The organism is Arthrobacter sp. B10-11 (assembly GCF_033142195.1).
Taxonomy (GTDB): Bacteria; Actinomycetota; Actinomycetes; order Actinomycetales; family Micrococcaceae; genus Arthrobacter; species Arthrobacter oryzae_C.
In genome coordinates this window covers 1,184,355-1,207,453 of record NZ_JAWMTH010000001.1, presented here as the reverse complement: position 1 = coordinate 1,207,453, position 23,099 = coordinate 1,184,355, and the positions used below count along the sequence as shown (strand labels likewise).

The 23,099-nt window shown below is 66.8% G+C and carries 22 protein-coding genes; 11 read left to right on the top strand and 11 right to left on the bottom strand.

The annotated features are described in order from the left end of the window. Positions 1-46: 46 nt before the first annotated feature. From RW112_RS05625 to acs, 4 genes are all read right to left on the bottom strand, one after another. Complete coding sequence (locus RW112_RS05625) at positions 47-961, bottom strand: carbohydrate ABC transporter permease (RefSeq protein WP_317780779.1); 915 nt, start codon at positions 959-961, stop codon at positions 47-49. Then, complete coding sequence (locus RW112_RS05620; RefSeq protein ID WP_317780778.1) at positions 958-1,944, bottom strand: sugar ABC transporter permease; 987 nt, start codon at positions 1,942-1,944, stop codon at positions 958-960. Before RW112_RS05620 ends, RW112_RS05625 begins: the two co-directional genes overlap by 4 nt. Positions 1,945-1,959: 15 nt before the next feature. Next, on the bottom strand, positions 1,960-3,270 hold the full coding sequence (locus RW112_RS05615) for an ABC transporter substrate-binding protein (RefSeq protein WP_317780777.1): 1,311 nt from the start codon (positions 3,268-3,270) through the stop codon (positions 1,960-1,962). A gap of 221 nt (positions 3,271-3,491) precedes the next feature. Then, positions 3,492-5,630 carry an acetate--CoA ligase gene (gene acs, locus RW112_RS05610; protein ID WP_411709862.1) on the bottom strand — a complete coding sequence of 713 codons (2,139 nt, stop codon included), beginning with the start codon at positions 5,628-5,630 and terminating at the stop codon, positions 3,492-3,494. 489 nt (positions 5,631-6,119) lie between these two features. Between acs and RW112_RS05605 the strand changes: the two genes are divergently transcribed. From RW112_RS05605 to RW112_RS05595, 3 genes are read left to right on the top strand one after another with little or no spacing between them, the layout of a single operon-like run. Continuing rightward, a complete protein-coding gene (locus RW112_RS05605; protein WP_317780775.1) occupies positions 6,120-7,580 on the top strand; it encodes a hypothetical protein in 1,461 nt (486 codons plus the stop codon). An 11-nt stretch (positions 7,581-7,591) separates the two neighbouring features. Further along, entirely contained in the window at positions 7,592-8,425 is an 834-nt protein-coding gene (gene nth / locus RW112_RS05600) for an endonuclease III (RefSeq protein ID WP_317780774.1), read from the top strand. Further along, a complete protein-coding gene (locus RW112_RS05595) occupies positions 8,422-9,099 on the top strand; it encodes a CoA pyrophosphatase (protein WP_317780773.1) in 678 nt (225 codons plus the stop codon). Before nth ends, RW112_RS05595 begins: the two co-directional genes overlap by 4 nt. 25 nt (positions 9,100-9,124) lie before the next feature. Here the strand turns inward: RW112_RS05595 and RW112_RS05590 are convergent, their stop codons facing one another. Further along, positions 9,125-9,304 (bottom strand): YegP family protein, encoded by a 180-nt coding sequence (locus tag RW112_RS05590; RefSeq protein WP_305942172.1) that lies wholly within the window; start codon positions 9,302-9,304, stop codon positions 9,125-9,127. 159 nt (positions 9,305-9,463) lie between these two features. After that, positions 9,464-11,170, bottom strand: coding sequence for a bifunctional 3'-5' exonuclease/DNA polymerase (locus RW112_RS05585; RefSeq protein WP_317780839.1), 1,707 nt, complete (start codon positions 11,168-11,170; stop codon positions 9,464-9,466). 137 nt (positions 11,171-11,307) lie between these two features. Between RW112_RS05585 and ssd the strand changes: the two genes are divergently transcribed. From ssd to RW112_RS05550, 7 genes are all read left to right on the top strand, one after another. Continuing rightward, entirely contained in the window at positions 11,308-12,582 is a 1,275-nt protein-coding gene (gene ssd, locus RW112_RS05580) for a septum site-determining protein Ssd (RefSeq protein WP_317780772.1), read from the top strand. Further along, on the top strand, positions 12,579-13,859 hold the full coding sequence (locus tag RW112_RS05575; RefSeq protein ID WP_317780771.1) for a TadA family conjugal transfer-associated ATPase: 1,281 nt from the start codon (positions 12,579-12,581) through the stop codon (positions 13,857-13,859). The genes ssd and RW112_RS05575 overlap by 4 nt, the downstream gene beginning before the upstream one ends. Beyond that, the gene (locus RW112_RS05570) at positions 13,856-14,698 is read left to right on the top strand and encodes a hypothetical protein (protein ID WP_411709856.1); all 843 of its coding nucleotides are present in this window, start codon (positions 13,856-13,858) and stop codon (positions 14,696-14,698) included. Before RW112_RS05575 ends, RW112_RS05570 begins: the two co-directional genes overlap by 4 nt. Next, positions 14,695-15,312 (top strand): type II secretion system F family protein, encoded by a 618-nt coding sequence (locus RW112_RS05565; protein WP_317780769.1) that lies wholly within the window; start codon positions 14,695-14,697, stop codon positions 15,310-15,312. The genes RW112_RS05570 and RW112_RS05565 overlap by 4 nt, the downstream gene beginning before the upstream one ends. A gap of 176 nt (positions 15,313-15,488) precedes the next feature. Further along, complete coding sequence (locus RW112_RS05560; protein WP_317780768.1) at positions 15,489-15,773, top strand: DUF4244 domain-containing protein; 285 nt, start codon at positions 15,489-15,491, stop codon at positions 15,771-15,773. Further along, a complete protein-coding gene (locus RW112_RS05555; RefSeq protein WP_317780767.1) occupies positions 15,770-16,279 on the top strand; it encodes a TadE family type IV pilus minor pilin in 510 nt (169 codons plus the stop codon). Before RW112_RS05560 ends, RW112_RS05555 begins: the two co-directional genes overlap by 4 nt. Then, on the top strand, positions 16,276-16,686 hold the full coding sequence (locus tag RW112_RS05550) for an Rv3654c family TadE-like protein (protein WP_317780766.1): 411 nt from the start codon (positions 16,276-16,278) through the stop codon (positions 16,684-16,686). Before RW112_RS05555 ends, RW112_RS05550 begins: the two co-directional genes overlap by 4 nt. A 76-nt stretch (positions 16,687-16,762) precedes the next feature. On the opposite strand, the gene RW112_RS05545 is transcribed toward RW112_RS05550, so the two are convergent. Beyond that, positions 16,763-19,150: a DEAD/DEAH box helicase gene (locus RW112_RS05545; protein ID WP_317780765.1), complete on the bottom strand. Its 2,388-nt coding sequence runs from the start codon at positions 19,148-19,150 to the stop codon at positions 16,763-16,765. Positions 19,151-19,264: 114 nt separating this feature from the next. After that, positions 19,265-19,957 (bottom strand): GNAT family N-acetyltransferase, encoded by a 693-nt coding sequence (locus tag RW112_RS05540; protein ID WP_305942164.1) that lies wholly within the window; start codon positions 19,955-19,957, stop codon positions 19,265-19,267. Positions 19,958-20,101: 144 nt separating this feature from the next. On the opposite strand from RW112_RS05540, the gene RW112_RS05535 reads away from it, so the two are divergent. Continuing rightward, positions 20,102-20,995 (top strand): rhodanese-related sulfurtransferase, encoded by an 894-nt coding sequence (locus RW112_RS05535; RefSeq protein ID WP_317780764.1) that lies wholly within the window; start codon positions 20,102-20,104, stop codon positions 20,993-20,995. Positions 20,996-21,019: 24 nt separating this feature from the next. Here RW112_RS05535 and RW112_RS05530 read toward each other — a convergent pair whose 3' ends face one another. From RW112_RS05530 to RW112_RS05520, 3 genes are all read right to left on the bottom strand, one after another. Next, complete coding sequence (locus RW112_RS05530; RefSeq protein WP_317780763.1) at positions 21,020-21,559, bottom strand: hypothetical protein; 540 nt, start codon at positions 21,557-21,559, stop codon at positions 21,020-21,022. 80 nt (positions 21,560-21,639) lie between these two features. After that, the gene (locus RW112_RS05525; protein ID WP_317780762.1) at positions 21,640-22,188 is read right to left on the bottom strand and encodes a hypothetical protein; all 549 of its coding nucleotides are present in this window, start codon (positions 22,186-22,188) and stop codon (positions 21,640-21,642) included. Next, entirely contained in the window at positions 22,188-23,051 is an 864-nt protein-coding gene (locus tag RW112_RS05520) for a hypothetical protein (protein ID WP_317780761.1), read from the bottom strand. Before RW112_RS05520 ends, RW112_RS05525 begins: the two co-directional genes overlap by 1 nt. Positions 23,052-23,099 lie beyond the last annotated feature (48 nt).

Sequence of the window (23,099 nt, the reverse complement as noted above, 5' to 3'; positions counted from 1 at the left end):
GGGCTGTGTCCGGGGGAGTGCTGCCCCCGTCAGGTTCCATCATGGTCTACCCCTTCGAAGAACCAAGAGTCAGCCCCGCAACAAACTGCCGCTGCAGGAGCAGGTAGATCACTAGCGTAGGGATGACCGTGATCACGGCGCCGGCAGCCAGCAGGTTGTAATTGTTCAGGAACTGGCCTTGGAGGTTGTTGATGGCCGTGGTGATCGGGAGCCGGTTGCCGCTCTGGATGAACAGGAGCGGCCAGAAGTAGTCGTTGTAGATGAAGATGACCTGCAGGGTGCTGAGCGCAGCAAACGCCGGACGGCACAGCGGCAGGATGATCTCCCGGTACTGCCGCCAGATTCCGGCACCGTCCACCAATGCGGCTTCGGTCAGGTCGGCGGAGAGTGCCTTCATGTAGTTGGAGAGTACGAAAGTGCAGAACCCCATTTGGAAAGCGGTATTGACGGCGATGACGATGATGTACGTGTTCAGCATGTTGCCGGAATCACTGAAGGAGTAGGGCACCTCGAAGTGCTTGGCCATCTCGAACAACGGCGCGGCCAGGACCTGCGGCGGCAGTAGGTTGCCGGCGGTGAACATGATGAGCAGGGTGATGTTGAACTTCCAGCTCACCCGGCTCACGGCGAATGCCATCAGGGACGCCAGGAACAGGGTCACGAGCACGGCCGGAACCGTGATGATGACCGAGTTCCAGAAATAGGTGGCGAATCCGCCCTGCGTCCAGGCCTGGATGAAGTTGTCGAAATTGAATGCGCCGGCAAGGCTGAAATAGCCGTGCTCGTTGGTGGACGCCACCGGCCGGAGGGCCGTGAAGACGGACCAGCCCAGCGGGATCAGCCACATGACGGCCATCGCCGTCAGGAAGACGTGGGTCCCGTAGTGGCGCTTCGGCCGGCTGCCGGACCTAGCGGCGGGGGCGGCATCTTTTCTGCCGGCGCGGGCTGCGGTGGTGCTCATGCTTTGTTCTCCTTGCCGAAGGTGCGGCTGAGGTAGAAGACGATGGGGACGAGGGAAATGACCAGCAGCACCACTGCCAGGGCCGAGCCGACGCCGATCACCTGGCCTTCGCCCACGAGGTTCTGGATCACTAGGGCGCTGAGCATTTCCAGGCCGTTTGTGCCGCGGTTGATCACGTACACAACGTCGAAGGCCCGCAGCGACTCGATGATGGTGATGACGACGATGACGATGTTGATGGGGCGCATGGCCGGAAAGACCACGCGGAAGAAGGTCTGGACCCCGTTGGCGCCGTCGATCGCGGCCGCCTCCTTGAGGCTGGGGTCCACCCCTTTGAGCCCGGCCAGGTACAGGAGCATGACGTAGCCCGCGTGCCGCCAGGTGGCTGCGATCATGGCGGCCCAGATGTTGACCGAGGAATCGCCGAACCAGTCCACGGCCTGCGGCGTCCCCGCGGTTCCCAACAGGAAGTTCAGCAGCCCGTTATCGCGCTGGTAGAAGAGCTGCCAGATGATGCCGATGAGAGCCAGCGAAAGCATCACGGGGGCGAAGAAGATGCTCTGGTAGATCTTGCTGCCGCGGATGTTCTGGTCCAGCAGCACCGCCAGCAGCAGGCCCAGCGGCGTTGCGATGAGTGCCAGGAACAGGAGCCACAGCATGTTGTGCTGCACCGCCGGCCAGAACGGCGGGTAATCCTGGGAGATGTATTGGTAGTTGTCCAGGCCGGCGGGGCGGATGTCACCGAGGTCCAGACCGTTCCACCGGGTGAAGCTCAGGCCTACCGACATCAGCATGGGCAGCCACACCAGCGTCAGTTCGATCAGGGTGGGGATGCCCACCATCAGGGACAGGACAAGCTTGTCCCGCCCGGACAGGCGGCGGACCCGCCCGCCCTTGGCCTTGCTGGTTCTACCCCGCTTCGACGAAGCCCCCTCGGGTTCCCGGGATTCCGGCGGAATCAGTTCTCGTGCGGTGCTGCTCATGGAAGTCTTCCCTCGCTATTGGGCGGCGTACAGCGTCTTGGCCTGGGCTTCGAGGTTTTTGACGTCCATCCTGCCGTCCTTGATGAAGCTCTGCAGCGCCGGGATCATCACGTTGTTGGCCATCGCGGGAAGGGCATCCCGGTCGAAGAACTGGCTGATGTATTTGGCGTTCGCAATGGTGTCCGCACACGTCTTGTTGAGCGGCGTGAACTTGGACGTGTCCGTGCCCTTTGCGGTGGCGATGTTCGACGAATCCACCGCGGCGTACGCGTCCTGGGCTTCGGCAGATCCCAGGAAAGCCATGAAGTCCCGGGCCGCCTTGTTTTCGCCGCCCTTCTTTGACAGCAGGAGGCCGTCGATAGGGGCTTCGACGGCGTCGCGGCCTTCCACGGCGATCTCCGGGAAGGCAAAGAACTCGATGTCAGCCAGGACGGCGGGATCAGTGAACTGCTGGGTCACGAACGAACCGAGGAGATACATGCCGGTCTTCTTGGCTTCCAATGCCTTTGCCGCGTCCTGCCAGGTCTGGCCCAGGGCTGCCGGATCCTGGAACGGAAGAAGTTCGGCCCAGGTGTCAAAAACGGCGCTGACCCTCTGCTGGTCCCACGACTCCTTGTGCGCGCACAGGTCCACGTGGAACTGGTAGCCGTTGAGCCGCATGTTGATGTAGTCGAAGGTGCCCATGGCCGGCCAGCCGTCCTTGTCGGCGAAGCCAATGGGAATGATGCCGTCAGCCTTCATCCTGGTGGCCAGGGACTTGAGGCCGTCGAAGGTCTCCGGAACCTCGTAGCCCTTCTCCGCCCAGAGGCTCTTCCGGTAGAAGAAACCCCACGGGTAGTTGTAGTTGGGAACGAAGTACAGCTTGCCGTCAGGTCCGGTGGAAGCCTTCTTCAGCGCGTCCGAGTAGTTGGCGCCGATGCTCTCCCAGACGTCGTCGATGGGTGCCAGGAGTCCCTTGCCTGCGTAGTACTGCATGCGGTATCCGGCAAACCACGTGAAGGTATCGTCCGGGGAGCCCTGCAGGTAGGAATTGATCTTGTTCTGGAAATCGTTGTGCGGCACAACGTTGGTGGTGACCTTCTTGCCGGTCTTGGCGGTGAATGCATCCGTGACGGCCTGGTAGGCGCGCTTGGGGACGTCATCCGAGGACCCGGAACCGAACGTCAGGCCGGGGGAGTCGGAGCCCGTGGCCGACGGCCCGCTCCCGCCGGTACAGGCCGCGAGGAACGGAATCCCGGCCAGGCCTGCTGCGCCGACGCCGACCGTCTTGAGGATGGTCCGCCGGCTCGGAAAAGCGGTTGCCGACGCATCAAATTGTGCTGCCATGTTCTCTCCCTTGAAAAATAGCTGCATGTGAGACACCTCACATGCTCATGACTATAACGTCTCAAAAGAGAACAGGAAAGAACGGGAACTAACATTTTCTTTTAGGCTGGTCTTTGAATCGTCACAAAGCACTGCGGCCCCGTTTTCCCGCCGCGGAGCGGGGAAACGGGGCCGGCTGGTGCCCATGAGGGGCCAGGGGGCTGTTGCTTTCTGAGCGGCGACTACTTGCGCAGCGACGCTGCGATCTGGGCCATGACGGTGTTGTCGGCGAGGGTGGTGGCGTCGCCGGGGTCGCGGCCTTCCGCGACGTCCTTGAGGAGGCGGCGCATGATCTTGCCGGACCGGGTCTTGGGCAGTTCCGGGACAACCAGGATGGTCTTGGGCTTGGCGATCGGGCCGATTTCCTTGCCCACGTGGTTGCGGAGCTCCTGGACGATCGCGTCGCCGGAGTCCACGGCGTCTTCACGGAGGATCACGAATGCGACGACGGCCTGGCCGGTGGTTTCGTCGGCGGCGCCCACGACGGCGGCTTCCGCGACGGCCGGGTGGGACACCAGGGCTGATTCGATTTCCGCGGTGGAGAGGCGGTGGCCGGAGATGTTCATGACGTCGTCCACGCGGCCCAGGAGCCACACGTCGCCGTCGTCGTCCTTCTTGGCGCCGTCACCGGCGAAGTACATGGTCTCGAAACGGGACCAGTAGGTGTCCTTGAACCGCTCCGGATCACCCCAGATGCCGCGGAGCATGGCCGGCCAGGGCTCGCGGATCACCAGGAAGCCGCCGTGGCCGTTGGGCACGGACTCGCCGAGCTCATCCACCACGTCCACGGCGATGCCGGGCAGCGGGACCTGCGCCGAGCCGGGCTTGGTGGCGGTGACGCCGGGCAGCGGGGCGATCATCTGGGCGCCGGTTTCGGTCTGCCACCAGGTGTCCACGATCGGCGCCGGGTGCTCCTTCTTCTCGCCGTTCCTGCCGGCGTTTGCGCCGATGACGTCGCGGTACCACATCCAGGCTTCGGGGTTGATGGGCTCGCCCACGGAGCCCAGGACCCGGATGGAGGAGAGGTCGAACTTCGCCGGGATCTCCTTGCCCCACTTCATGAAGGTGCGGATCGCGGTGGGTGCCGTGTAGAGGATGGAGACCTTGTACTTCTCCACGATCTCCCACCAGCGGCCCTGGTGCGGGGAGTCCGGGGTGCCTTCGTACATGACCTGGGTGGCGCCGTTGATCAGCGGGGCGTAGGCGACGTACGAGTGGCCGGTGATCCAGCCGACGTCGGCCGTGCACCAGTAGACGTCCGTTTCCGGGTGCAGGTCGAACACGGCCTTGTGGGTGTAGGCGCCCTGGGCAAGGTACCCGCCGGTGGTGTGCAGGATGCCCTTGGGCTTGCCCGTGGTGCCGGAGGTGTAGAGGATGAACAGCGGGTGCTCGGAGTCGTGCCCGACGGCGGTGTGCTGGTTTGAGGCCGCTCCGACGGTGTCGGCCCACCAGTGGTCCCGGCCCTCGTGCCAGTCCACGTCCTGGCCGTTACGCTTGACCACCACGACGTTCTCGACGGTGTGGCCGCTGCCGTCTCCTTCATGGGACAACGCGTCGTCCACCGCGTGCTTCAGGGAACTGGGCTTGCCGCGGCGGTAGGTGCCGTCGGCGGTGACGACGAGTTTGGCTCCGGCGTCGTCGATCCGGGAACGCAGGGCCTCTGCGGAGAAGCCGCCGAACACCACCGAGTGGACCGCGCCGATCCGGGCGCAGGCCAGCAGGGTGATCACGGCCTCGGGAATCATGGGCAGGTACACGGCCACCCGGTCGCCCTTGGCCACGCCGAGGGATTCGAACGCGTTCGCAGCCTTCTTCACCTCTTCGGTGAGCTGCGCGTACGTGTAGGTGCGGGTGTCGCCCGGTTCGCCTTCAAAGTAGATGGCCACCCGGTCCCCGAGCCCGTTCTCCACGTGCCGGTCCAGGGCGTTGTACGCGGCGTTGATCTCGCCGCCGACGAACCACTTAGCGAAGGGCGGGTTGGACCAGTCCAGGGTCTCGGTGAAGTCCTTGCTCCAGGTGAGCAGTTCGCGGGCCTGCTTCGCCCAGAACGCCGGACGGCCGGCGTCGGCCTCCGCATAATCCGCAGCCGTGACCACCGCATTCGCGGCGAACTCCGGCGACGGGGCGAACTTCCGGTCCTCCTGGGATAGGTTCTCGAACGCGTCGCCGTTCCCGGTGTGGGCGCTGGTGGCTGAGGCGCCGTTGGCTGAAGGGCTTGCGGCTGCTGCTCCGGAGACTGCGTCGGCTCCGGCGGGGGACAGATTGGCCGGCACGTCGGTGTGTGCAGCGGTGGCCGTGGAGCTGGGTGTGTCCTGGGACATGGTGAACCTCATCATTCATCGATCTTTGCTGCGCGGGACGGGCCGCCACCGTGCCGCAGCCGAGCCGCATGCGCGGCATCGGGCAGCGGCTGGTCGCGGTTGTACCGCAAAGAGCTGTTCCGAAATACACACTAACGCCTGCCCCGGGCCAGACGTGTGCCCCGTCACATAGTGAACCGTGAGCGGTGTTTATTTAGCGCCGAATGGTTTCGCCGGCGGCCGGGGCACCGGCCTCCGGTGCGGAAACCGGCGGGGCAGGCCTGTCCTCACGGGGTACGTCCACCCCGCCAACAGGCGGGTGTGCTAGGCGGATTCCACGGAAATTCCGGCGCGCCCGCCCCCGCCCGTCAGCTAGTGATCAGCCAGTCACTTGGCTAGGCTGAGATGGAGTTGTGACATCCGATGGAGGCGACAGGACCGCTTGCGGTCCTGTTTCTGCCTGCCGTTAGGAGGCGCTGTCCAGGGCGCCGCCGTGCTAAGGAGAACAGAATGAACCAGCAAAGCCATGGGCAGCACAAAGCTGCCCATCACCCCGGCCAGGCATCTGAACCGGCGAAAGCCGGCAAGCCGGCCGGCGCGGACGGGTCCAAGTCCGCGCGAAGCAGCCTGATGGCCACGAAGAACGAAACCGTCCTCGGTCCGTTCACCGTGCGCGACCTCACCGTCATGGCCTCGACGCTGATTCTGTTGGTAGCCTCGCTGATCCCGATGTTCGAGTCCCGGTACAACCTGTGGAACCTGGGCAGCCTTTTCTTCCTGGGCCTGGGAGTCATCCTGCCGCTGATCGTGACAGCCCTTTTTGCCGCCCGCCGGCTGAGCCCCGCATCCAAGGTGCGGATCGGCTCACTGTCCATTGACCAGTTCGCCTCCGTAGTCGCGTCCTTCGCACTTGGCTTTTTCTTCCTTGCTGCCGCCGAGGACTTCGCTCCCGTCATGCTGGTGGGGCTGATTGGGTCCGTGGGCCTCTTCGCCGCCACTGTGCTTGCACGCTTCATACCGTTCTTTGCCGGTGACTTCCTGGACCGGGCCGAGGTTCCCGCGCATGTTGTGGCACGTGAGTCCGCCGCGCCGTTCCGCAAGCCAAGCGCCCCGAAGGAGCCCAAGGCAGCTAAGGAACCGGGTTCCAGCGCGCTGGCTGGCTGGTCGAAGCGGCTGACGCCCGGTGGCGCAGGAAACGCCAGCCGGGGCGCCGCCGGCGGGGCTGCCACTGAAACTCCTCACAGCGCAACCCCTTACGGGGCAACACAGCATGCAGCAACGCCGAGGGGGACAACGCAGGGCGCCGCGCCGCAGGGAGACGCGCCGCTGGGGCACGCAGTGCCGGCGGCAGCTGCCGCGGCCACGCCGGGCAACGCATCCGGCAACAACGCCGCTGCCGCCACGGCCGCAGCGGCAGTAGGTGCAGGTGCCGCCAGCCGCGGTACCGACGCTTCGCCCCGTACGCAGGCCGCCGACGTCGTTCCTTCCGCCGCTGAACGTACGCAGGCCGCCGACGTCGTTCCTCCTGCCGCGGAACGTACGCAGGCAGCCGACGTTCCCGCCGCGGCCGGCCGTGGGTCCGCCTCCGGTCCCGTCACGGGTGCCGAGCCGGCTGCTTCGGCGCCCACTGCGTCCGCGTCCGCAGCCTCGCCCGCTGCGTCCGCGTCCGCAGCCTCGCCTGCTGCGACGATGCTGAACCCGCAGGTCAGGCCCCAGGAGCCGATCGGCGCCACCGTCGACCCGTCCAGCCGTCCCGAGGAACACGACGAACAGCCGGTCCACGAAGCGTTCTGGTTCGCCGTGGCCCAGCCGCGCACGGCCGTCGACGAGCGGACGGGCATGCCCGCCTTCGTGATCGAACCCGGCGGGTGGGTACTGGCACTGGAAGATCGCGGACACGAATTCCTGGTGCAGCACACCGATGGCCGGGTGGGCATACTGCGCGACCTCAGCCACATCGAGCGCGGCTAGCCGGGTACCTGATGGCCCCTGTTTCCGGCACACCGAAGCCGGGCAGCATTACTCCGCGGACGTCCGGGGAGTCACTGCTGGCGCTGAAGCGGCGCGCCCGCAGGATCAACCGGGCGCTCGCGGAGCTCTATCCGTACGCACACGCCGAGCTGGATTTCCGCAGCCCCTTCGAGCTGCTGGTGGCCACGGTGCTCTCGGCCCAGACCACGGACGTGGTGGTCAACCAGATCACGCCGATGCTGTTCGCGCGTTATCCGGACGCCCGGAGCATGGCTGAGGCCGATCCTGCCGAGCTCGAAGTGATCCTCAAGCCCACCGGGTTCTTCCGCGCGAAGGCGAGGAACGTGATGGCGCTGTGCAACCGGCTGGTGGACGAGTACGACGGGGAAGTCCCGCCCCGGCTGCAGGACCTGGTGACGCTGCCCGGGGTGGGGCGCAAAACAGCCAACGTGGTGCTGGGCAACGCCTTCGGCATTCCCGGAATCACCGTGGACACGCACTTTGGCCGGCTCGCGCGCCGCTTCGGCTGGACCGATTCGGATGATCCGGTGCGGGTCGAAGCGGACGTGGCAGAACTCTTCGAACCGCGTGACTGGACCATGCTGTCCCACCGGGTGGTGTTCCACGGGCGGCGCGTCTGCCACGCGCGCAAACCTGCCTGCGGTGCATGTGCCGTGGCCACCTGGTGCCCCAGCTACGGGGCGGGGGAGACGGACCCGGAGAAGGCGGGCAAGCTACTCAAATACGAGCTCGCCCCGGGCCAGGAAGCTCTTTTGGCCCAGCTCCTGGCGGAAACACACCGGGCTGCCGAAATCCGCATGGAATCACAAAAGCGGGGGAAATGACTGCCCGCCAGGACCTCATCGACCTCATTGCCGCCATCGATGCCGGGACCGGTCCGGCGCGCAATCCGTACTGGCGCGATCTGTCCGTGGATGACGCCGTTGCCCGCAAGGCCGCCGTGCTTATGCTGTTCGGCGCCTTGGATAACGTGCCCGCTGCTTCGGGCAAGCCGTTGGCTCCGGCCGACCTTGACGTCCTTCTGCTGGAACGGGCACACACCCTGGACGACCACCCGGGCCAGGTGGCGTTCCCCGGCGGCGGGATCGACCCCGGCGAGACGCCCATTGAAGCGGCCCTCCGTGAAGCAGAGGAGGAAACCGGGTTGGACTCCGGCGGCGTTGAAGTACTGGGCGCCATGCCGCAACTGGCGTTGCCCCGAGGTAATTTCCTGGTGACGCCAGTGCTCGCCTGGTGGCACTCGCCTTCTCCGGTCCGTGTCGTGGACTACGGTGAGTCGGCGCAGGTTTTCCGGGTTCCGGTCCGGGACCTGCTGGACCCGGACAACCGGGTCATGGCCTCCGTCAACCGGGGCAGCCAGTCGTTCCTCAGCCCCGCCTTCGTGGTGAACAAGGTGCTGGTGTGGGGGTTTACCGGAATGATCCTCAACGAACTGTTCGATCACCTCGGCTGGTCCGTTCCGTGGGACCGGACCCGCCTGCACGTCATCGACGTGTGACCGGGAGCTGTGATTTGCCGGCGGGTTAGGAGCGGTTCACTACGAGTCCTGTCGCTGCGCTTTCCCGCACCGCATTGATGCCCGCGACGACGCCCTTCAATGTCCTAAACCGTGGCGAAACCGCCACTACCGTGCCGTCGTCGGCCTTGAGCCGGAAGTAAAAATTCTCTTCTTCGGCGTTAACAATTTCAAAAGTGCCAGCCACTGTGTGGTGCCTCCCCAAGATTCCATGCGTCATTGCATCGGCCGGTTCCTTATTGGTGCTGCACTGCCACTGCTGCGAACCGGCTAATTGAGCTTAACCGGAGGGTGAGACAGTTCACAAAGCTACCCGCGGGTACGTTACGGAGGGCGACCTTTGGGGCTATTTTGCTTTGTCGTACGAGTCGACCACTGCCACGCTCACCGGAAACTCCACCGGAATCCGGCCGAACAGCAGTTCTTTTGCAGCCGCGGCCGCCTCCTCGATGGCTGCAATGCAGGCGTCCACCGCATCGTCAGGGCAGTGAACCATCACCTCGTCATGGAGGAAGAACACCAGTTCGCCGGCCGGCCGGCCCGCCGACCGCATTGCGCGGAGCCGCCGTCGTAATTCCGCCAGCCAGCAGGCTGCCCAGTCAGCGGCAGAGCCCTGGACCACGAAGTTGCGGGTGAAGCGGCCGCGGGAGCGGGCAACTGCGTCTGCCCGCCGCTGTTCCTCAGCGGTGGTGGACTGCTGGCTTTGCAGCCAGCGGTCCGACGGCGGCGGGCTGCTGCGGCCCAGCCGGGACGTGACCGTTCCGCCCGCTTCTCCGTCACGGGCGGCCTGTTCCACGAAGCCGACAGCACGCGGATAGGTGCGGGTCAGCTGCGGCATGAGTCGTCCCGATTCGCCCGTCGTGGCACCGTAGATGGCACCGAGCAGGGCTACTTTCGCCTTGGCGCGGTCACCTCCGAAACCCTGCGCTGCGATGCCGGCATAGAGGTCTTTGTCGCGGGCTGCTTCCGCCATTTTGGAGTCCTGCGCGAGGGCCACCAGCACCCGCGGCTCTAGCTGGGAGGCGTCGGCCACGATGAGTTTGTGGCCGGGGTCGGCGTGCACTGCGCCGCGGATCTGGCGCGGAATCTGCAGTGCACCGCCGCCGCGGGATGCCCACCGCCCGGAGACGACACCTCCCACCACATACTCGGGCTGGAAGCGGCCGTTGTTCACCCAGGCATCCAGCCAGGCCCAGCCGTTGGCCGTATGCAGCCGGGACAGCTTCTTGTAGGCCAGCAACGGCTCGATGGCCGGATGGCTGGATTCCTTCAGCTCCCATTGCCTGGTGGTCTTCACCTCGATGCCGTTCCGGTGCAGGGCACGCATCAGATCCTGCGGCGAATCCGGGTTCAGGCCCGGCGAGTTCAGGAGCCGGCGGAGCTCGGTGTTCAGCGCCTCAAGCTTGGCGGGCCGGTGGCCCAGCGGCGGGCGCGGGCCGAGGTAGTCCGCCAGGATCTGTTCGTGCAGCTCTTCACGCCAAGGCACACCGGTGTGCTGCATTTCCGCGGCGATCATGGCTCCGGCGGATTCCGCGGCGAGGAGCAGTTGCAGGCGGTGCCGGCGGTTTGCTTCGGTGCCCGCCTGGCTCAGTGCTTCCTGCTGGGCAGCGTATTCGGTCCGCAGCTCGTCCAGCGAGTGCCTGGGCGCACGGCTGAATCCGGAGTCCTCGAACAAGGCCCCCTGGTGCGCCGGCTGCGGCGGCGGCTGGAGGCTGCGGGGCGGTTGCTGGGAATCGTCGTCCTGCGTGAGCTTTTCCGCAGTGCGGGCGTAGGCCGTGTGTGCCGTGAACTCCGAATGGGCAAGGATGGCGCCGCAGAGCGTGAGGTCGTAGCAACGCTCCAGCTCAACCCCTTGGGTCAGCAGCGCGGGGTACCAGTCCTGCGTCCGGTGCCAGATCCAGCGCGGCCTGCGTTTTTCGAGTTCATGTACGACGCCGGCCAGCTCACCGGAGCTGATGAGGCGCGGTTCGGGGTTGGCCGGGGCGGGGGTGCCGTCTGCCGCGAGTTCCTGGAGGGCTGCGCCGTCAGCGTGGGCGGACAGCAGCAGATACATAGTCTTCATTCTGCCTTGTGGAGGGCGTTGTTTGCGCCGCCCCACTATTCCTCCACAGGCGTGCGGTTCAGCGGGGTTGTCCACATGGCGTGCAGGGGGTCTGTCAGCAGGGTCCGGCCGCCCGGCACAGTGGCAGGATGAGCAGGCAACATCTTCAGGAACCCACTCCGGAGTCCGCGCCCGAATCCACCCGCTCCGGCCCCGTGACGGCTAACCGTCCAGCGCCCGGGGCACCGGAGGGGGCGCGGGAGCCGGGTCGCGCGCAGCGCCGGTCAGCGCGGGCGGCACCGGCCCGCGCCGCATCCCGCGGTGTTGCCGCCGCCAGGGACGTTCAGACGGGTGCACGGGCCCCCGGGGCGTGGCTTCCGGCCGAGTCAGCGGAAACGCTGCTGGTGACCGGCTTCGACTTCCTGCGCGGCGAGGTGGAGCGGATCGTCGCCGCTGCCGGCGGACAGCTTCGCGTGGCGGCCGATGCCACTGAAGCGGCACCATTCTGGGACACCGCGGCCGTGGTACTCGTGGGCAGCGATATCCGCGAGCTGCCGCCGCGCCGCCGGGCACCTGCCGTCCTCGTTGGCCTGGGCGGCGAGGGCGACAGTCTCTGGCACCTTGCCGCAGCCTTGGGGGCGGAACGCGTTGCGGTTCTTCCGGATGCTGCCGCGTGGCTGGCTGAATACCTGAGCCGGTCCCGGTCTCCGGAAGCCGGCGGACTCGTCCTCGGTGTGACTGGCGGGTGCGGGGGAGCGGGCGCAACCACTGCTGCGATCTGGATCGCCCAGGCGGCCGCGGAGTGGGGAGCCCGGGTCCTGTTGATCGACGGCGATCCCTGGGGTGGCGGTCTGGAGCTTGCCTTGGCTGCCGAGGAATCACCGGGCCTGCGGTGGACCGACCTTTCGGAGGCGAGCGGGAGCATCGACCCCGAACAATTGTCGGACGCGCTGCCCGTAGCGGGAGGTTTCTCCTTCCTGTCCTGGCCGGGCAGCCGGGAACGCCAGCCCGGTGTGGAAGCCGCCACTGTTGGCGGGGTTCTTGACGCCGCACGGCGGGGCTATGAACTGGTGCTGGTGGATATCGGCCGCGGAACGGAACCGCTGCGCACCTTTGCCTGGGATTGTGACCGCATCCTGGTGGTGGCGCCCGCGCAACTGAAAGCGGCCGTTTCCTCCGCCCGGCTGCTGCAGGAACTTCCCCCGGTGGAGACGGCCCTGGTCATCCGGGGTAAGGCGGGGGCCGTCCTCGACGGGCCGCTGATCGCGGAATCAGTTGGGCTGCCGCTGCAGGGACTCGTCCCGGAGGTGAAGGGCACGGCCAACGCCACGGAGCTCGGCCGCCTGCTGGAAATGGGCCGCCGGCGCACCGTGCGCCGGTTTGCGGCCTCCGTCCTGGACCTGCTGGGTGGTGACCTTCCGTGAGCGCCCCCTCACAGGCGCCGGGGCCGGCACGGTTCCCTGGTCCGTCCGGCGGCCCGAGGCGCCGGCAAAGCCGGGCCCTCGACGCCGGGCTGCTCGAGTCCGTCAGGGAGTCGGTGATGGCCGACTCCGGCCCGGTGACGCCGTCCCGGGTGGCAGCGGCGGTGCAGGCCACGGGCAGGCTGCTGGGGACGGCAGGGGCGCTGGCGGCCGTCGAACAGATCAGTGCGGAGCTCAATGGTCTGGGGCCGCTGCAGGTGCTGACCAGGGACCCGGCCGTGACAGACATCTTCGTCAACGCCCCGGATTCCGTCTGGCTGGACCGCGGGAACGGCCTGGAGCAGGCACCGGTGTCGTTTTCCTCGGAAGGCGAGGTCCGTGCCCTGGCTTCCCGGCTCGTGGCGGCAGGCGGGCGTCGCCTCGACGACGGTTCCCCGTGCGTCGACGTCCGGCTGGAGGCCGGATACCGCATCCACGCTGTCCTGCCGCCCATCTCGACGGCTGGCACGCTTCTGAGCGTTCGAATCCGCCGTCACGAGGTGTTCACGCTGGACGAGCTCCGGGACGGCGGAATGTTTGGAGCCATGGTCCAGGACGTGCTGGAACGCATGCTCAGCCGGCGCCTGAGTTTCCTGATCAGCGGCGCCACCGGATCAGGAAAGACCACGCTGCTCTCCACCCTGCTGGGGCTGAGCCATCCCGGTGAACGGCTCGTTTTGATCGAGGATGCTTCCGAGCTGAACCCCGTCCATCCGCACGTGGTGTCGCTTGAATCAAGGCACGGCAACCTCGAAGGCGGCGGCGCCGTGGATTTAGCGGAATTGGTCCGGCAGGCCCTCCGGATGAGGCCCGACCGTCTGGTGGTTGGCGAGTGCCGCGGAGCCGAGGTCCGCGAACTGCTGACGGCCATGAACACCGGGCACACCGGAGGCGGCGGCACCATCCACGCCAACACTGCTGCCGCCGTTCCTGCCCGGCTCACGGCCCTGGGCGCCCTCGCCGGCATGGGCCAGGACGCCATGCGGCTGCAGATGGCCAGCGCCCTGGACGTGGTGGTGCATGTTGAGCGTGCGCACGGCGTACGTCACGTGGCGTGCATCGGTGTCGTTGAAGACGGCTCCCACGGCTTGGAGGTCTCGGTGGCCGTGGCCGTACGTGCGGGAAATGTCAGCCTGGGGCCTTCGTGGCCAAGGTTGGCCCGGCGGCTTGGGATCGACACTTTCGAAACAGCCGACGGCGATGCGGTGCCGCCGCGACCCGTGACCGGGGCCGGCGGATGATGGTTTTCCTTGTCACAGCGCTGGCACTCGCCGCGTGGCTGTTGGTGAGGCCCCCTGGCGGCCGTTCAGGAAGGATCCGCAGGGCACTGAACACCGGGTATCCGCAGTCGCGCTCCGGCGGCGGGAGAGACTCTGGCGGGCGGGGCTCCGGTGGCGGCCGGCGCGGTGCCTGGCGCGGTGCCTCCGGGGACCGGCGCGCCGGTTGGAACGGAAAGTCCCGTCAACGCCCGGACTGCGTGTCCATGACAGTCGTTGTCCAGCAGTTGGCCGCCCTCCTTAAAGGCGGCCGGACACCGTCGCGGCTGTGGGACGAACTCTGGATGGTCTATGCCGTGGAGGAGCGGACCGGGGCCGGACCTGACGACGGGCCCGGGCTCTCGCCTGCGTCATTGTCCATGTTGTCGGTGGCCCGGGGAGCCGCGAAGCGGGGTGCCACCGTCGCGGACGCCATCCGGGCGGCGTCCGCGGCTGCCTTCCACGGGAGCCAGAGCCGGGAACAGCGAATCTGGGGCGAGCTTGCAGCCTGCTTTGACATTGCGGCAGCGAGTGGATGCCCGCTGGCGGACGTCCTGACCCGTCTGGCCGCGCAGCTCGAAGTGGAGGACGACGCCGAAGCCGCCCGCCAGACCGCCCTGGCGGGGCCGAAGGCCACCGTTACCCTCCTGACGTGGTTGCCGCTGCTGGGTCTTGGGCTCGGGGTCGCGCTCGGGGTGGATCCGCTGTCCATCCTTCTTGGCACGCCGTGGGGGATGGCTGCGCTCGCCGCAGGTGTGGTGCTGACAGCTGCAGGCCGGATCTGGTCCGCCAGGCTCGTCCGCTCCGCAATTGGCGCGCCATGACGGCGCCATGGCTGCCGTCCGTGGGCGTGGCAGTAGCGTTGGCCCTGGCTGCGGTGCTGGCGTTGTCCGGGCGCGGCGGCGCGCACAGGAGGCTCCTCCGGCAGCGTCGTCTGCACCCGGAAGGCGGAAGGAACGGTGACGGCGGAACAACGGCCGGGCCGCCGGGGCTCTCCGGTGAGGGCCTCCGCGACACCGCCATGATGCTGGAGCTGATCGGTGCCATGCTGGATGCCGGGTCGGGGATCGGGCGTGCCTTGGAGCTCATTGCAGACTCGGCGTCACCGGATTATCACCGCGCACTGCGGCCGGTGGTATCGGCGCTGGCTATTGGTGCCGACTGGGAAACAGCCTGGCGCAGTTCCGAGTCCCGGACTCCCGAACTGTTGATCCTGCGGCAGGCTCTCGGCTTCGCCGCCCTGACCGGGGCACCGTCGTCAGCCATTCTTTACGCGCAGGCAGCAAGGCTGCGGCGCGAACGCTATAGGGCGGCTGAAAAGCGTGCGGCTGCCCTCGGCGTCCGGCTGGTGGTCCCGCTGGGACTCTGTTCGCTTCCCGCCTTCATCTGCCTCGGTGTGGTGCCGGTTTTGCTCGCGATGCTTCCGACCGGAGGCTGACCCGTGGCCCTGATAAAGAGGTCGTGAACGGGGGCGCATGGTGCCCAAGTGTTCCTCCACAGCCGCCGCGAACCCGGCTTTTCCACTTAGCCGAATTTCTCCCTTATCTCCCTTGGGGCTAGCCGGGAGAGTCGAAGCAGCCGGCAAATCAGCCGGACAAAATGAAAGGAACTGCCATGTCAACCACTTCCAACCGCCGTTCGTACGCCCAGCCCGAACCCTCCGGTCCCGCAGATGCGGACGTCGTGGAGCTCTACCCCGGGGCCAGGGACGCGGCGCCCGCGGCGGCCCGGACGCGTAGACGGCTGATGGGATCCGAGGTGGGAATGGCCACCGCGGAATATGCCATCGCCACCCTCGCCGCCGTGGGTTTTGCCGGGATACTGGTGTTCATCCTTCGCAGTGATGAAGTCAGGGGATTTCTGTTGACCCTGATCCGGACGGCGCTGGCGTTGCCATGACGACGGGCGTGCGCGGCCGGGAAACGCTGAAGGGGGTCCGCGGTTCGGGGAAGGATCGTGGAGCTGTCACTGCCGAGTTCGCGGTGGCCCTGCCGGCGGTCCTTCTGCTCCTGGCCCTCCTGCTCGCGGGCTCGGCGGCCGGGATTACCCAGCTCCGGCTCGAGGAGGCGGCACGGGCCGGGGCGAGGGCGCTGGCGCGCGGTGAGGACGCCGGAGCTGTGCAGGGGATAGTTCGGCAGCTTGCCGGTGCCTCGGCGTCATCGTCGATTGTGGCCGAGGGCGAATGGCTGAGCGTCACCGTTTCAGGCAAGGTCTCCGGCCCTGTCGGGTCAATGATGCCGTGGACGCTCTCCGCTCGGGCCCTGGCACGGGGAGAAACCGCCCGGTCCGCAAGCCTGCATCCGGCGGAGAGCCCGTCCATGGCGGCGTTGCCCGTCCTTGCATTGAGCGGAATTGTATTGCCCGTACCGGCTCGGGAGCACCGTCCGGAAGCTGCGGCCTCGTGACCGCCGGGAGGAGTCCGGGCCAGGGCATCCCTCAGACGGAGCATCTGCAACACAGCCCCCGGCGGACTGCCCGTGAGCGTGGATCCGGAACAGTTCTGGCCGCCGGGCTCGGAATGGTGGTGATGGTTGCCATGGCGCTCATGTTGCTGCTGGCCCAGTCCGCCGTGATGGCGTCCAGGGCAGCTGCGGCCGCCGACCTCGCCGCGCTCGCGGCAGCCGACGCGCTGCGCGGGATCACCCAGGGTGTGCCGTGCTCCGTTGCAGCCGACGTTGCGGCCCGGCACGGGGCGGAAATAGCCCGTTGCATTGAAGGGGGAGGTGACACCATGGAGGTCCGGACGGAACTCCTGGACAGAAGTATGTTCGGCGCCGCTACCGGCCACTCCAGGGCGGGACCGCCGCCATGACCGCGCACCAAAAGCCGCGCACCATAAGCCGCCCTTTCATGACCGCCCTTCGATGACCGCGCAGCGATCAGCCGGCTCAGAACGGGGTTGCGTGCTCTTCCGCCCGGGCAGCATCCGGCTGTTCGGTGGCGTCCTTCAGGAGGACGTCGATCAGGGTGATGGCCGCCGCCTTGTCCAGCGGGTTGTTCTTGTTGCCGCATTTGGGCGACTGAACGCAGGACGGGCACCCGGCGTCGCACTCGCAGGCTGCGATGGCGTCACGGGTGGCGGAAAGCCACACCTTGGCTTTGTCGAAGCCGCGTTCGGCAAAGCCGGCGCCGCCGGGGTGCCCGTCGTACACAAAGATCGTGGGCACCCCGGTGTCGGCGTGGATGGCGGTGGATACACCGCCGATGTCCCAGCGGTCGCTGGACGCCACGAGCGGGAGCAGCCCGATCGCAGCGTGTTCGGCTGCATGCAGTGCGCCGGGGAACTGGGCTTCGATCAGTCCGGCACCCGTCAGCGAACGGTTGTCCACGACGAACCAGACAGCCTTCGTGAACAGGTCCCTGGCGCCGAGCTCCAAGGGTTCCTCGCCCAGGATCTCATTCGAAATCAGTGCTTTGCGCTGGAAGGAGACCACCTGTGTTGTCACCTTCACGTCCCCGAAGTGCACGGCGACGTCGCCCCACTGAGCTGTCCGCTGCGTCTCCAGGACGTCGATCTGGGTCACGTCACGGGCCGTCGTGTAGTAGTCGGGGTTGGCCCGGCGCACCATCACGCAGTGGTCCGCCTCGTTCAGGTCTTCCACCACGTAGCTGTCGCCTTGATGCACATAGACGGCACCCGTGTGGGCCTGGTAGTGCGTCTGGGGCGAGTCCATGGTCCCAAGCAGGGAACCCGTGTCGGCGTCGACGATGCTCACCGGACCGCCGCCGTCGGCCCTCAGGTTCACCATGGCCGCCGCGCTCTGCGGGTGCGTCCAGAACCAGCCCGCCGGACGTTTGCGGAGGTAGCCCTGCGACACGAGCTGGTCCAGCAGTTTCTCCGACGTCGGGCCGAACAGATCAAGCTCCGCGTAACCGAGGGGCAGTTCGGCTGCGGCGGCGCACAGATGGGGTCCGAGCACGTACGGATTGGAGGGATCAAACACCGTGGCTTCCACGGAGACATCAAAGATGGCTTCCGGATGGTTCACCAGGTAAGTGTCCAGCGGATCGTCGCTGGCCACGAAAGCGGCGATGGCGTCCTGGCCGGCGCGCCCCGCCCGGCCGATTTGCTGGAAGAGGGACGCCCTGGTGCCGGGCCAGCCGGCAACCAGGACGGCGTCGAGCCCGGAGATGTCGATCCCGAGTTCGAGGGCGGACGTGCTGGAGACACCGAGGAGTTCCCCTGACCTCAGGGCCTTCTCCAGCGCCCGCCGCTCCTCGGGCAGGTAGCCGGAACGGTACGCCGCCACCCGCTGGGGGAGGCTGGGATCCACCTCGTCCAGGAGCCGCTTGGTAATGGCGGAAATGGTCTCAGCCCCGCGCCGGGACTTGATGAACGCAATAGTCCGGATACGGGAGGAGACAAGGTTGGCCAATAAGTCGGCGGTTTCGGCCACGGCGGTCCTGCGTTCTTTGGCGCCGTTCTCGCCGCGCAGCTCCGTGAGTGCCGGCTCCCAGAAGGCCACGGTAGTGGAGCCGTGGGGTGAGGAATCCTCGGACACGGCCCGGACGGGTGCGCCGATGAGCCGGCCGAAAGACGTTCCCGGTTCGGATGCCGTTGCCGAGGCTGCGATGAACACTGGACCGGGTTGGGAGGTATTGGCGCTGTAGTAGGCGCAGATGCGCCGCAGCCGGCGCATCAGGTTGGCCACGTGGGAGCCGAAGACGCCCCGGTAGCTGTGGGCCTCGTCCACGATGACGTACTTGAGCCGGCGGAAGAAGCTGGCCCACCAGGCGTGGTTGGGCAGGATGCCGAAGTGCAGCATGTCGGGGTTGGCCAGGATCAGGTTTGCGTGGTCCCGGATCCAGCGCCGCGACGCCGGGTCAGTGTCACCGTCGTACGTTTCTGCCCGGACAGTCGGGAGCCTGAGCGAGCGGATGGCCGCGAGCTGGTCGGCAGCCAGTGCCTTGGTGGGGGAGAGGTACAGGGCCACCGCACCGTCGTCGTGGATTTTCCCCGGCTCGGATAGCACCCGCAGTTCCGAGCGGTGGATGGCGTCCAGGGCAGGCAGCTGATAGGCCAGCGATTTACCGGAGGCGGTGCCGGTGGCGATCACCACATGTTCGCCACCGTGGGCAAGGTTCGCTGCCTGGATCTGGTGACGGTACGGCTCGTGGATGCCCAGGGAGCCGTAGGCTTCGATGAGATCGGGGTGGGCCCATTCCGGCCAGGGCTCGTTCACGGCCTGTCGGGCGGGAATGGTGCGGACATGACGCAGCTGCTCCGGGTCCGGGCCACGGCCCAGCAGCGGAATCAGGGAGTCATGCGGGTTCACTTCAATATTGTTTCATCCGGGCTCAAATCGCCCGCAGGAGAAGCCCGGATCAGCACCTGGCAGCATCAGCAGTCGGCAGCGCCGGCAGGGGCAGCCGACGTGCCGGACGCAGGGTCAGCCGACGGAAAGGTCGGCGCCCTCGTCGGAGGCGGACAGCATGAGCACATGGCACAGCGTTGTCCAGCCCAGGTGCGAATACAGCTTCTGACCGTCCAGGGACGCCAGCAACAGGCCGTTTTCTACATCGTGTTCGAAGGCCTGCGCCGCCAACGCCTTCATGATGAAACTGCCCAGCCCGCGCCGCTGATAGGCCGGTTCGGTGACGATCTTGTCGAATACCGCCGTGTGGCCCACCACGAATACGCGTCCGCTCGCCGCCAGGGATTCGCCGGCGCGCACCACGGCATGGTGGACGCCGTCGCTCTTGGATGTGGTCAGTTTCAGGTCATCATCCGAGAGCCAGGGGTCTTCGGAGTCCTGGGTTTCCATGTCCACGATCATCATGGTCTGGGAGGCGGAGGTAACTTTGAGGCCCACCTGCTGGGCCAGGTAGGAATACCGCTGCACATCGTTGGTGAGGACGGTCAGGATCCGTGCCGGTGCTTCAGCAGTCCTGGCTGCAAGCTCGGAGAATTCGGTGTCCGACGGATCGTGGGCGAAGTATTCCCAGTCTCCGGTGGTGTCCGCGCGCAGGACCGCCGGGAAGCGGCCTTCCATCCGCGTCTCGTAGCCTCGGCAACCGGCCCATCCGGTCACCCAGATTTCCACGAGGCGGGTGATGTCTTCAACCATGGCGTCTGGGCTCATGTGATGAGAGTATTCCAGCGGTGCCCTAAGCAACAGGGGGCAGGGTTCGGGAAACAGTCTTGCTTATCGAATTGTGACCGACGCCGCCGGTAGGGTCTAAGGCCCCGTTTCGGGCGCTTTCAGACAGCAAGTACCCTTAAATACGTGGCTTTGAACCGAATTGTGCTCTTTTACGGCTTTACTCCGCTCGCCGACCCCGACGCCGTGCGCCTCTGGCAGCGCGCCCTCTGCGAGAAGCTGGGCCTGACCGGACGCATCCTCATCTCCAAGGACGGCATCAACGCGACGGTAGGCGGCGAGCTGAACGCCGTTAAGCAGTACGTGAAGACAACACGCGAATACAAGGGCTTCCACGGAATTGACGTCAAGTGGTCCGACGGCGGAGCTGCCGACTTCCCCCGCCTCAGTGTCAAAGTCCGGGACGAGATCGTGTCCTTCGGGGCCCCCGGAGAACTCAAGGTCAATGCCGACGGCGTAGTGGGCGGAGGCACACACCTCAAGCCTGAGGAACTCCACCAGTTGGTGGACGCCAAGAAGGAAAGCGGCGAGGACGTGGTGTTCTTCGACGGCCGCAACGCGTTCGAAGCCCAGATCGGCAAGTTCAAGGACGCCATCGTTCCGGACGTGGCCACCACCCACGACTTCATCAAGGAACTGGAGTCCGGCAAGTACGACGCCCTCAAGGACAAGCCCGTGGTGACCTACTGCACCGGCGGCATCCGCTGCGAAGTACTCTCCAGCCTCATGGTGAACCGGGGGTTCAAGGAGGTCTACCAGCTCGACGGCGGGATCGTCCGCTATGGCGAAACCTTCAAGGACCAGGGCCTCTGGGAGGGTTCCCTCTACGTCTTCGACAAGCGGATGCACCTCGAATTCAGCGAGGACGCCAAGACCATCGGTGAATGTGTACGCTGTTCGGCCCCCACTAGCAAGTTCGAGAATTGCTCCAACCCGAGCTGCCGCACCCTCACGCTGTACTGCCAGGACTGCGCCTCGAGCCCGGAGACCCTCCGGTGCCCGGAAGGATGCGCCGCATAGCCGGTATTCTGAGCAGCCCGGTGTTCAGATCCGGCTGAACCGGTAGGCGAAGTTCGCAGCGGCCTGGGCCGCCACCTCCACGCTGAGCACGGCGTCCTCGGAAACATAGATCACGTTCACCCTGGACGTTCCGCACCGCAGGCTCAGGTCCACGAGCGCCAGTTCCGCGTTGCGCACCGTGAACGACACCCTACGCGGGCTCTTGCAGGCAAGCGTCAGCGAGTACGTCCCGCTGGGCAGATGCCCTGTGCTCTCCTGGCGTGTGGTGCCCGCCTTGAGCAGGCCGAAGCCCGTGTGGAAGACCTGGCCCGCCGTGTCCGGAAGGACCCGCTCAACCCAGGCGTCAAGTTCCGCCCCGGTCACCGGGAGGTTCCGCCGGGGGTCCTGCGGGAGCGCGGCGTCCGTGAACGGCGGCGACGTCGCAGTGGGCAACGGTCCGCGGCCGTCGTCGTACACGTACTCGCAACCGCTCAGCGCAACTCCGGCGGCCAGCACCCCGGAAAGCACGACGGCGGCCGCCGCGGCCGTCCGTCGTGGCACCGGGGGTGCCTGCACATTGTGCATACTCCGACTCTAGGCCCGCCGCCACCGTCAAACCAGAGCCCCGGGACCGCACCACAACAACCCGGTGTCAGGGCGTGCTGTCAGGGCGATGAGCCGATGCGTACAGCGCCCACAGCTGCTTTGTGCACCCGGCTTTCGTCCGGACTAACCAGGTAGGCAGTTACGGGCCCGGTGCCAAGCTGAAGCTGCCGCCTGACCGGTTCCCCGCACGGCACATCGATGGCCTCGGAGCTGCCCGCTACTCCGCGCGAGGTGACCACCAACTGCGCTTCCACTGCGCCCGTACAAGCCGCCGTCACAGTGTACGTGCCCGCGTTCGTGAGGACGCCGTTGTACGTCAAGCCGCCTCCGGCGGCACCATGCCCGCTGATGCCGCCCGAGGCCCCGCCCGCACCCGCCGGGACGTCAGCCAGGATCAGTTCGACGGCGGCCATGTTGCGTTGCAGTTCAGCCTCAAATTCGGGATCGACGGAGGCGAGCGGAAAGGGGTCGGCTGCCGCGGGGGTTCCCGTCCCGGACGGTCGCGACGGGTCCGGCCCGACGTCGTTCGCGTACTCACACCCGGCCACGCCGGCGGCGAGCAGGGCAGCGGCCAGGAATGCCGCGCGTTTTGGCGCGTGGACCGCCACTACTGCCCGCTTCCGGCGACGGGCATCAGGCTGTAGGCGGCCTGGACGGGATAGTTGTTCGAGTCCACCATCACCATGACACCCTCCCGACCGACCGGAACGTCCGCGGGAAACGGCCCGCCGCAGGGAACGGTGCCGGAGAAAAGGTCCTCACCCCTGGGCTGGAGAACGGTGACGTCGACGGTGGCCGGGCCTTGGCAAATGAACGTCATGGTGAGCATCCCCGGCACCTCGACCGGGCCGGAATGATGCCACTTGCCTGTCCAGGGGTAGCCCCGGAATTCGCCTGGTCGTTCGGCGCCGAGCATCCCGGCCGCCCAGGCAGTCGTTGCAGCGGCGGACGGGCCCCGGGGAGCTGGGTCCGGGTCCAGCCTGAGGCCTGTGTACCCATACGGCGCATCCGGGGACGGAACAACCCGGGCGTTGATGGGGCCGCCTTTGTGATCCAGGTACACCACCTTGCCCATGCCGCACCTGAATGATGTGCGTTCCGGCTCGGCACTGCCTGACTGCACCGTGAGCTCGGCACCCGGCGCGGCCACGCAGGCAGCTGTCAGGAAATATTCTCCTGCGGAAATGTCCGCCACCCAGGACGCCGCGTTCCCGGCAGCATAAGGAAGGCCGTCGTCGCCCGGCGGTCCAAGCAGTTCCGACAGTGCATCAATGTAGGCCTGCTGGCTGTGGGGCGTGACCCGGCTTTCCGGGCTGGTGTCCGACGGCGGCGGGGATGCAGCGACGCCCGTCCCGACGCCCGCCTCACGGTCGTCCGGGTATTCACAACCTCCCAGCGCCGCCGCGGGCAGGATCAGTACAGGAATGATCGCCCTGACGCCCGACATCCGCTTCCCCCAAAGAGCTGACATGCCCTTGAGCATACGCACCCGCGCGGACGGTGCAAGTCACACCACCGC

Bases quoted from the DNA above. Each gene is read 5' to 3' on its own strand.
- RW112_RS05625 (WP_317780779.1), bottom strand. From the start codon at position 961: ATGAGCACCACCGCAGCCCGCGCCGGCAGAAAAGATGCCGCCCCCGCC.
- RW112_RS05620 (WP_317780778.1), bottom strand. From the start codon at position 1,944: ATGAGCAGCACCGCACGAGAACTGATTCCGCCGGAATCCCGGGAACCC.
- RW112_RS05615 (WP_317780777.1), bottom strand. From the start codon at position 3,270: ATGGCAGCACAATTTGATGCGTCGGCAACCGCTTTTCCGAGCCGGCGG.
- acs (WP_411709862.1), bottom strand. From the start codon at position 5,630: ATGTCCCAGGACACACCCAGCTCCACGGCCACCGCTGCACACACCGAC.
- RW112_RS05605 (WP_317780775.1), top strand. From the start codon at position 6,120: ATGAACCAGCAAAGCCATGGGCAGCACAAAGCTGCCCATCACCCCGGC.
- nth (WP_317780774.1), top strand. From the start codon at position 7,592: ATGGCCCCTGTTTCCGGCACACCGAAGCCGGGCAGCATTACTCCGCGG.
- RW112_RS05595 (WP_317780773.1), top strand. From the start codon at position 8,422: ATGACTGCCCGCCAGGACCTCATCGACCTCATTGCCGCCATCGATGCC.
- RW112_RS05585 (WP_317780839.1), bottom strand. From the start codon at position 11,170: ATGTATCTGCTGCTGTCCGCCCACGCTGACGGCGCAGCCCTCCAGGAA.
- ssd (WP_317780772.1), top strand. From the start codon at position 11,308: ATGAGCAGGCAACATCTTCAGGAACCCACTCCGGAGTCCGCGCCCGAA.
- RW112_RS05570 (WP_411709856.1), top strand. From the start codon at position 13,856: ATGATGGTTTTCCTTGTCACAGCGCTGGCACTCGCCGCGTGGCTGTTG.
- RW112_RS05565 (WP_317780769.1), top strand. From the start codon at position 14,695: ATGACGGCGCCATGGCTGCCGTCCGTGGGCGTGGCAGTAGCGTTGGCC.
- RW112_RS05560 (WP_317780768.1), top strand. From the start codon at position 15,489: ATGTCAACCACTTCCAACCGCCGTTCGTACGCCCAGCCCGAACCCTCC.
- RW112_RS05555 (WP_317780767.1), top strand. From the start codon at position 15,770: ATGACGACGGGCGTGCGCGGCCGGGAAACGCTGAAGGGGGTCCGCGGT.
- RW112_RS05540 (WP_305942164.1), bottom strand. From the start codon at position 19,957: ATGAGCCCAGACGCCATGGTTGAAGACATCACCCGCCTCGTGGAAATC.
- RW112_RS05530 (WP_317780763.1), bottom strand. From the start codon at position 21,559: ATGCACAATGTGCAGGCACCCCCGGTGCCACGACGGACGGCCGCGGCG.
- RW112_RS05520 (WP_317780761.1), bottom strand. From the start codon at position 23,051: ATGTCAGCTCTTTGGGGGAAGCGGATGTCGGGCGTCAGGGCGATCATT.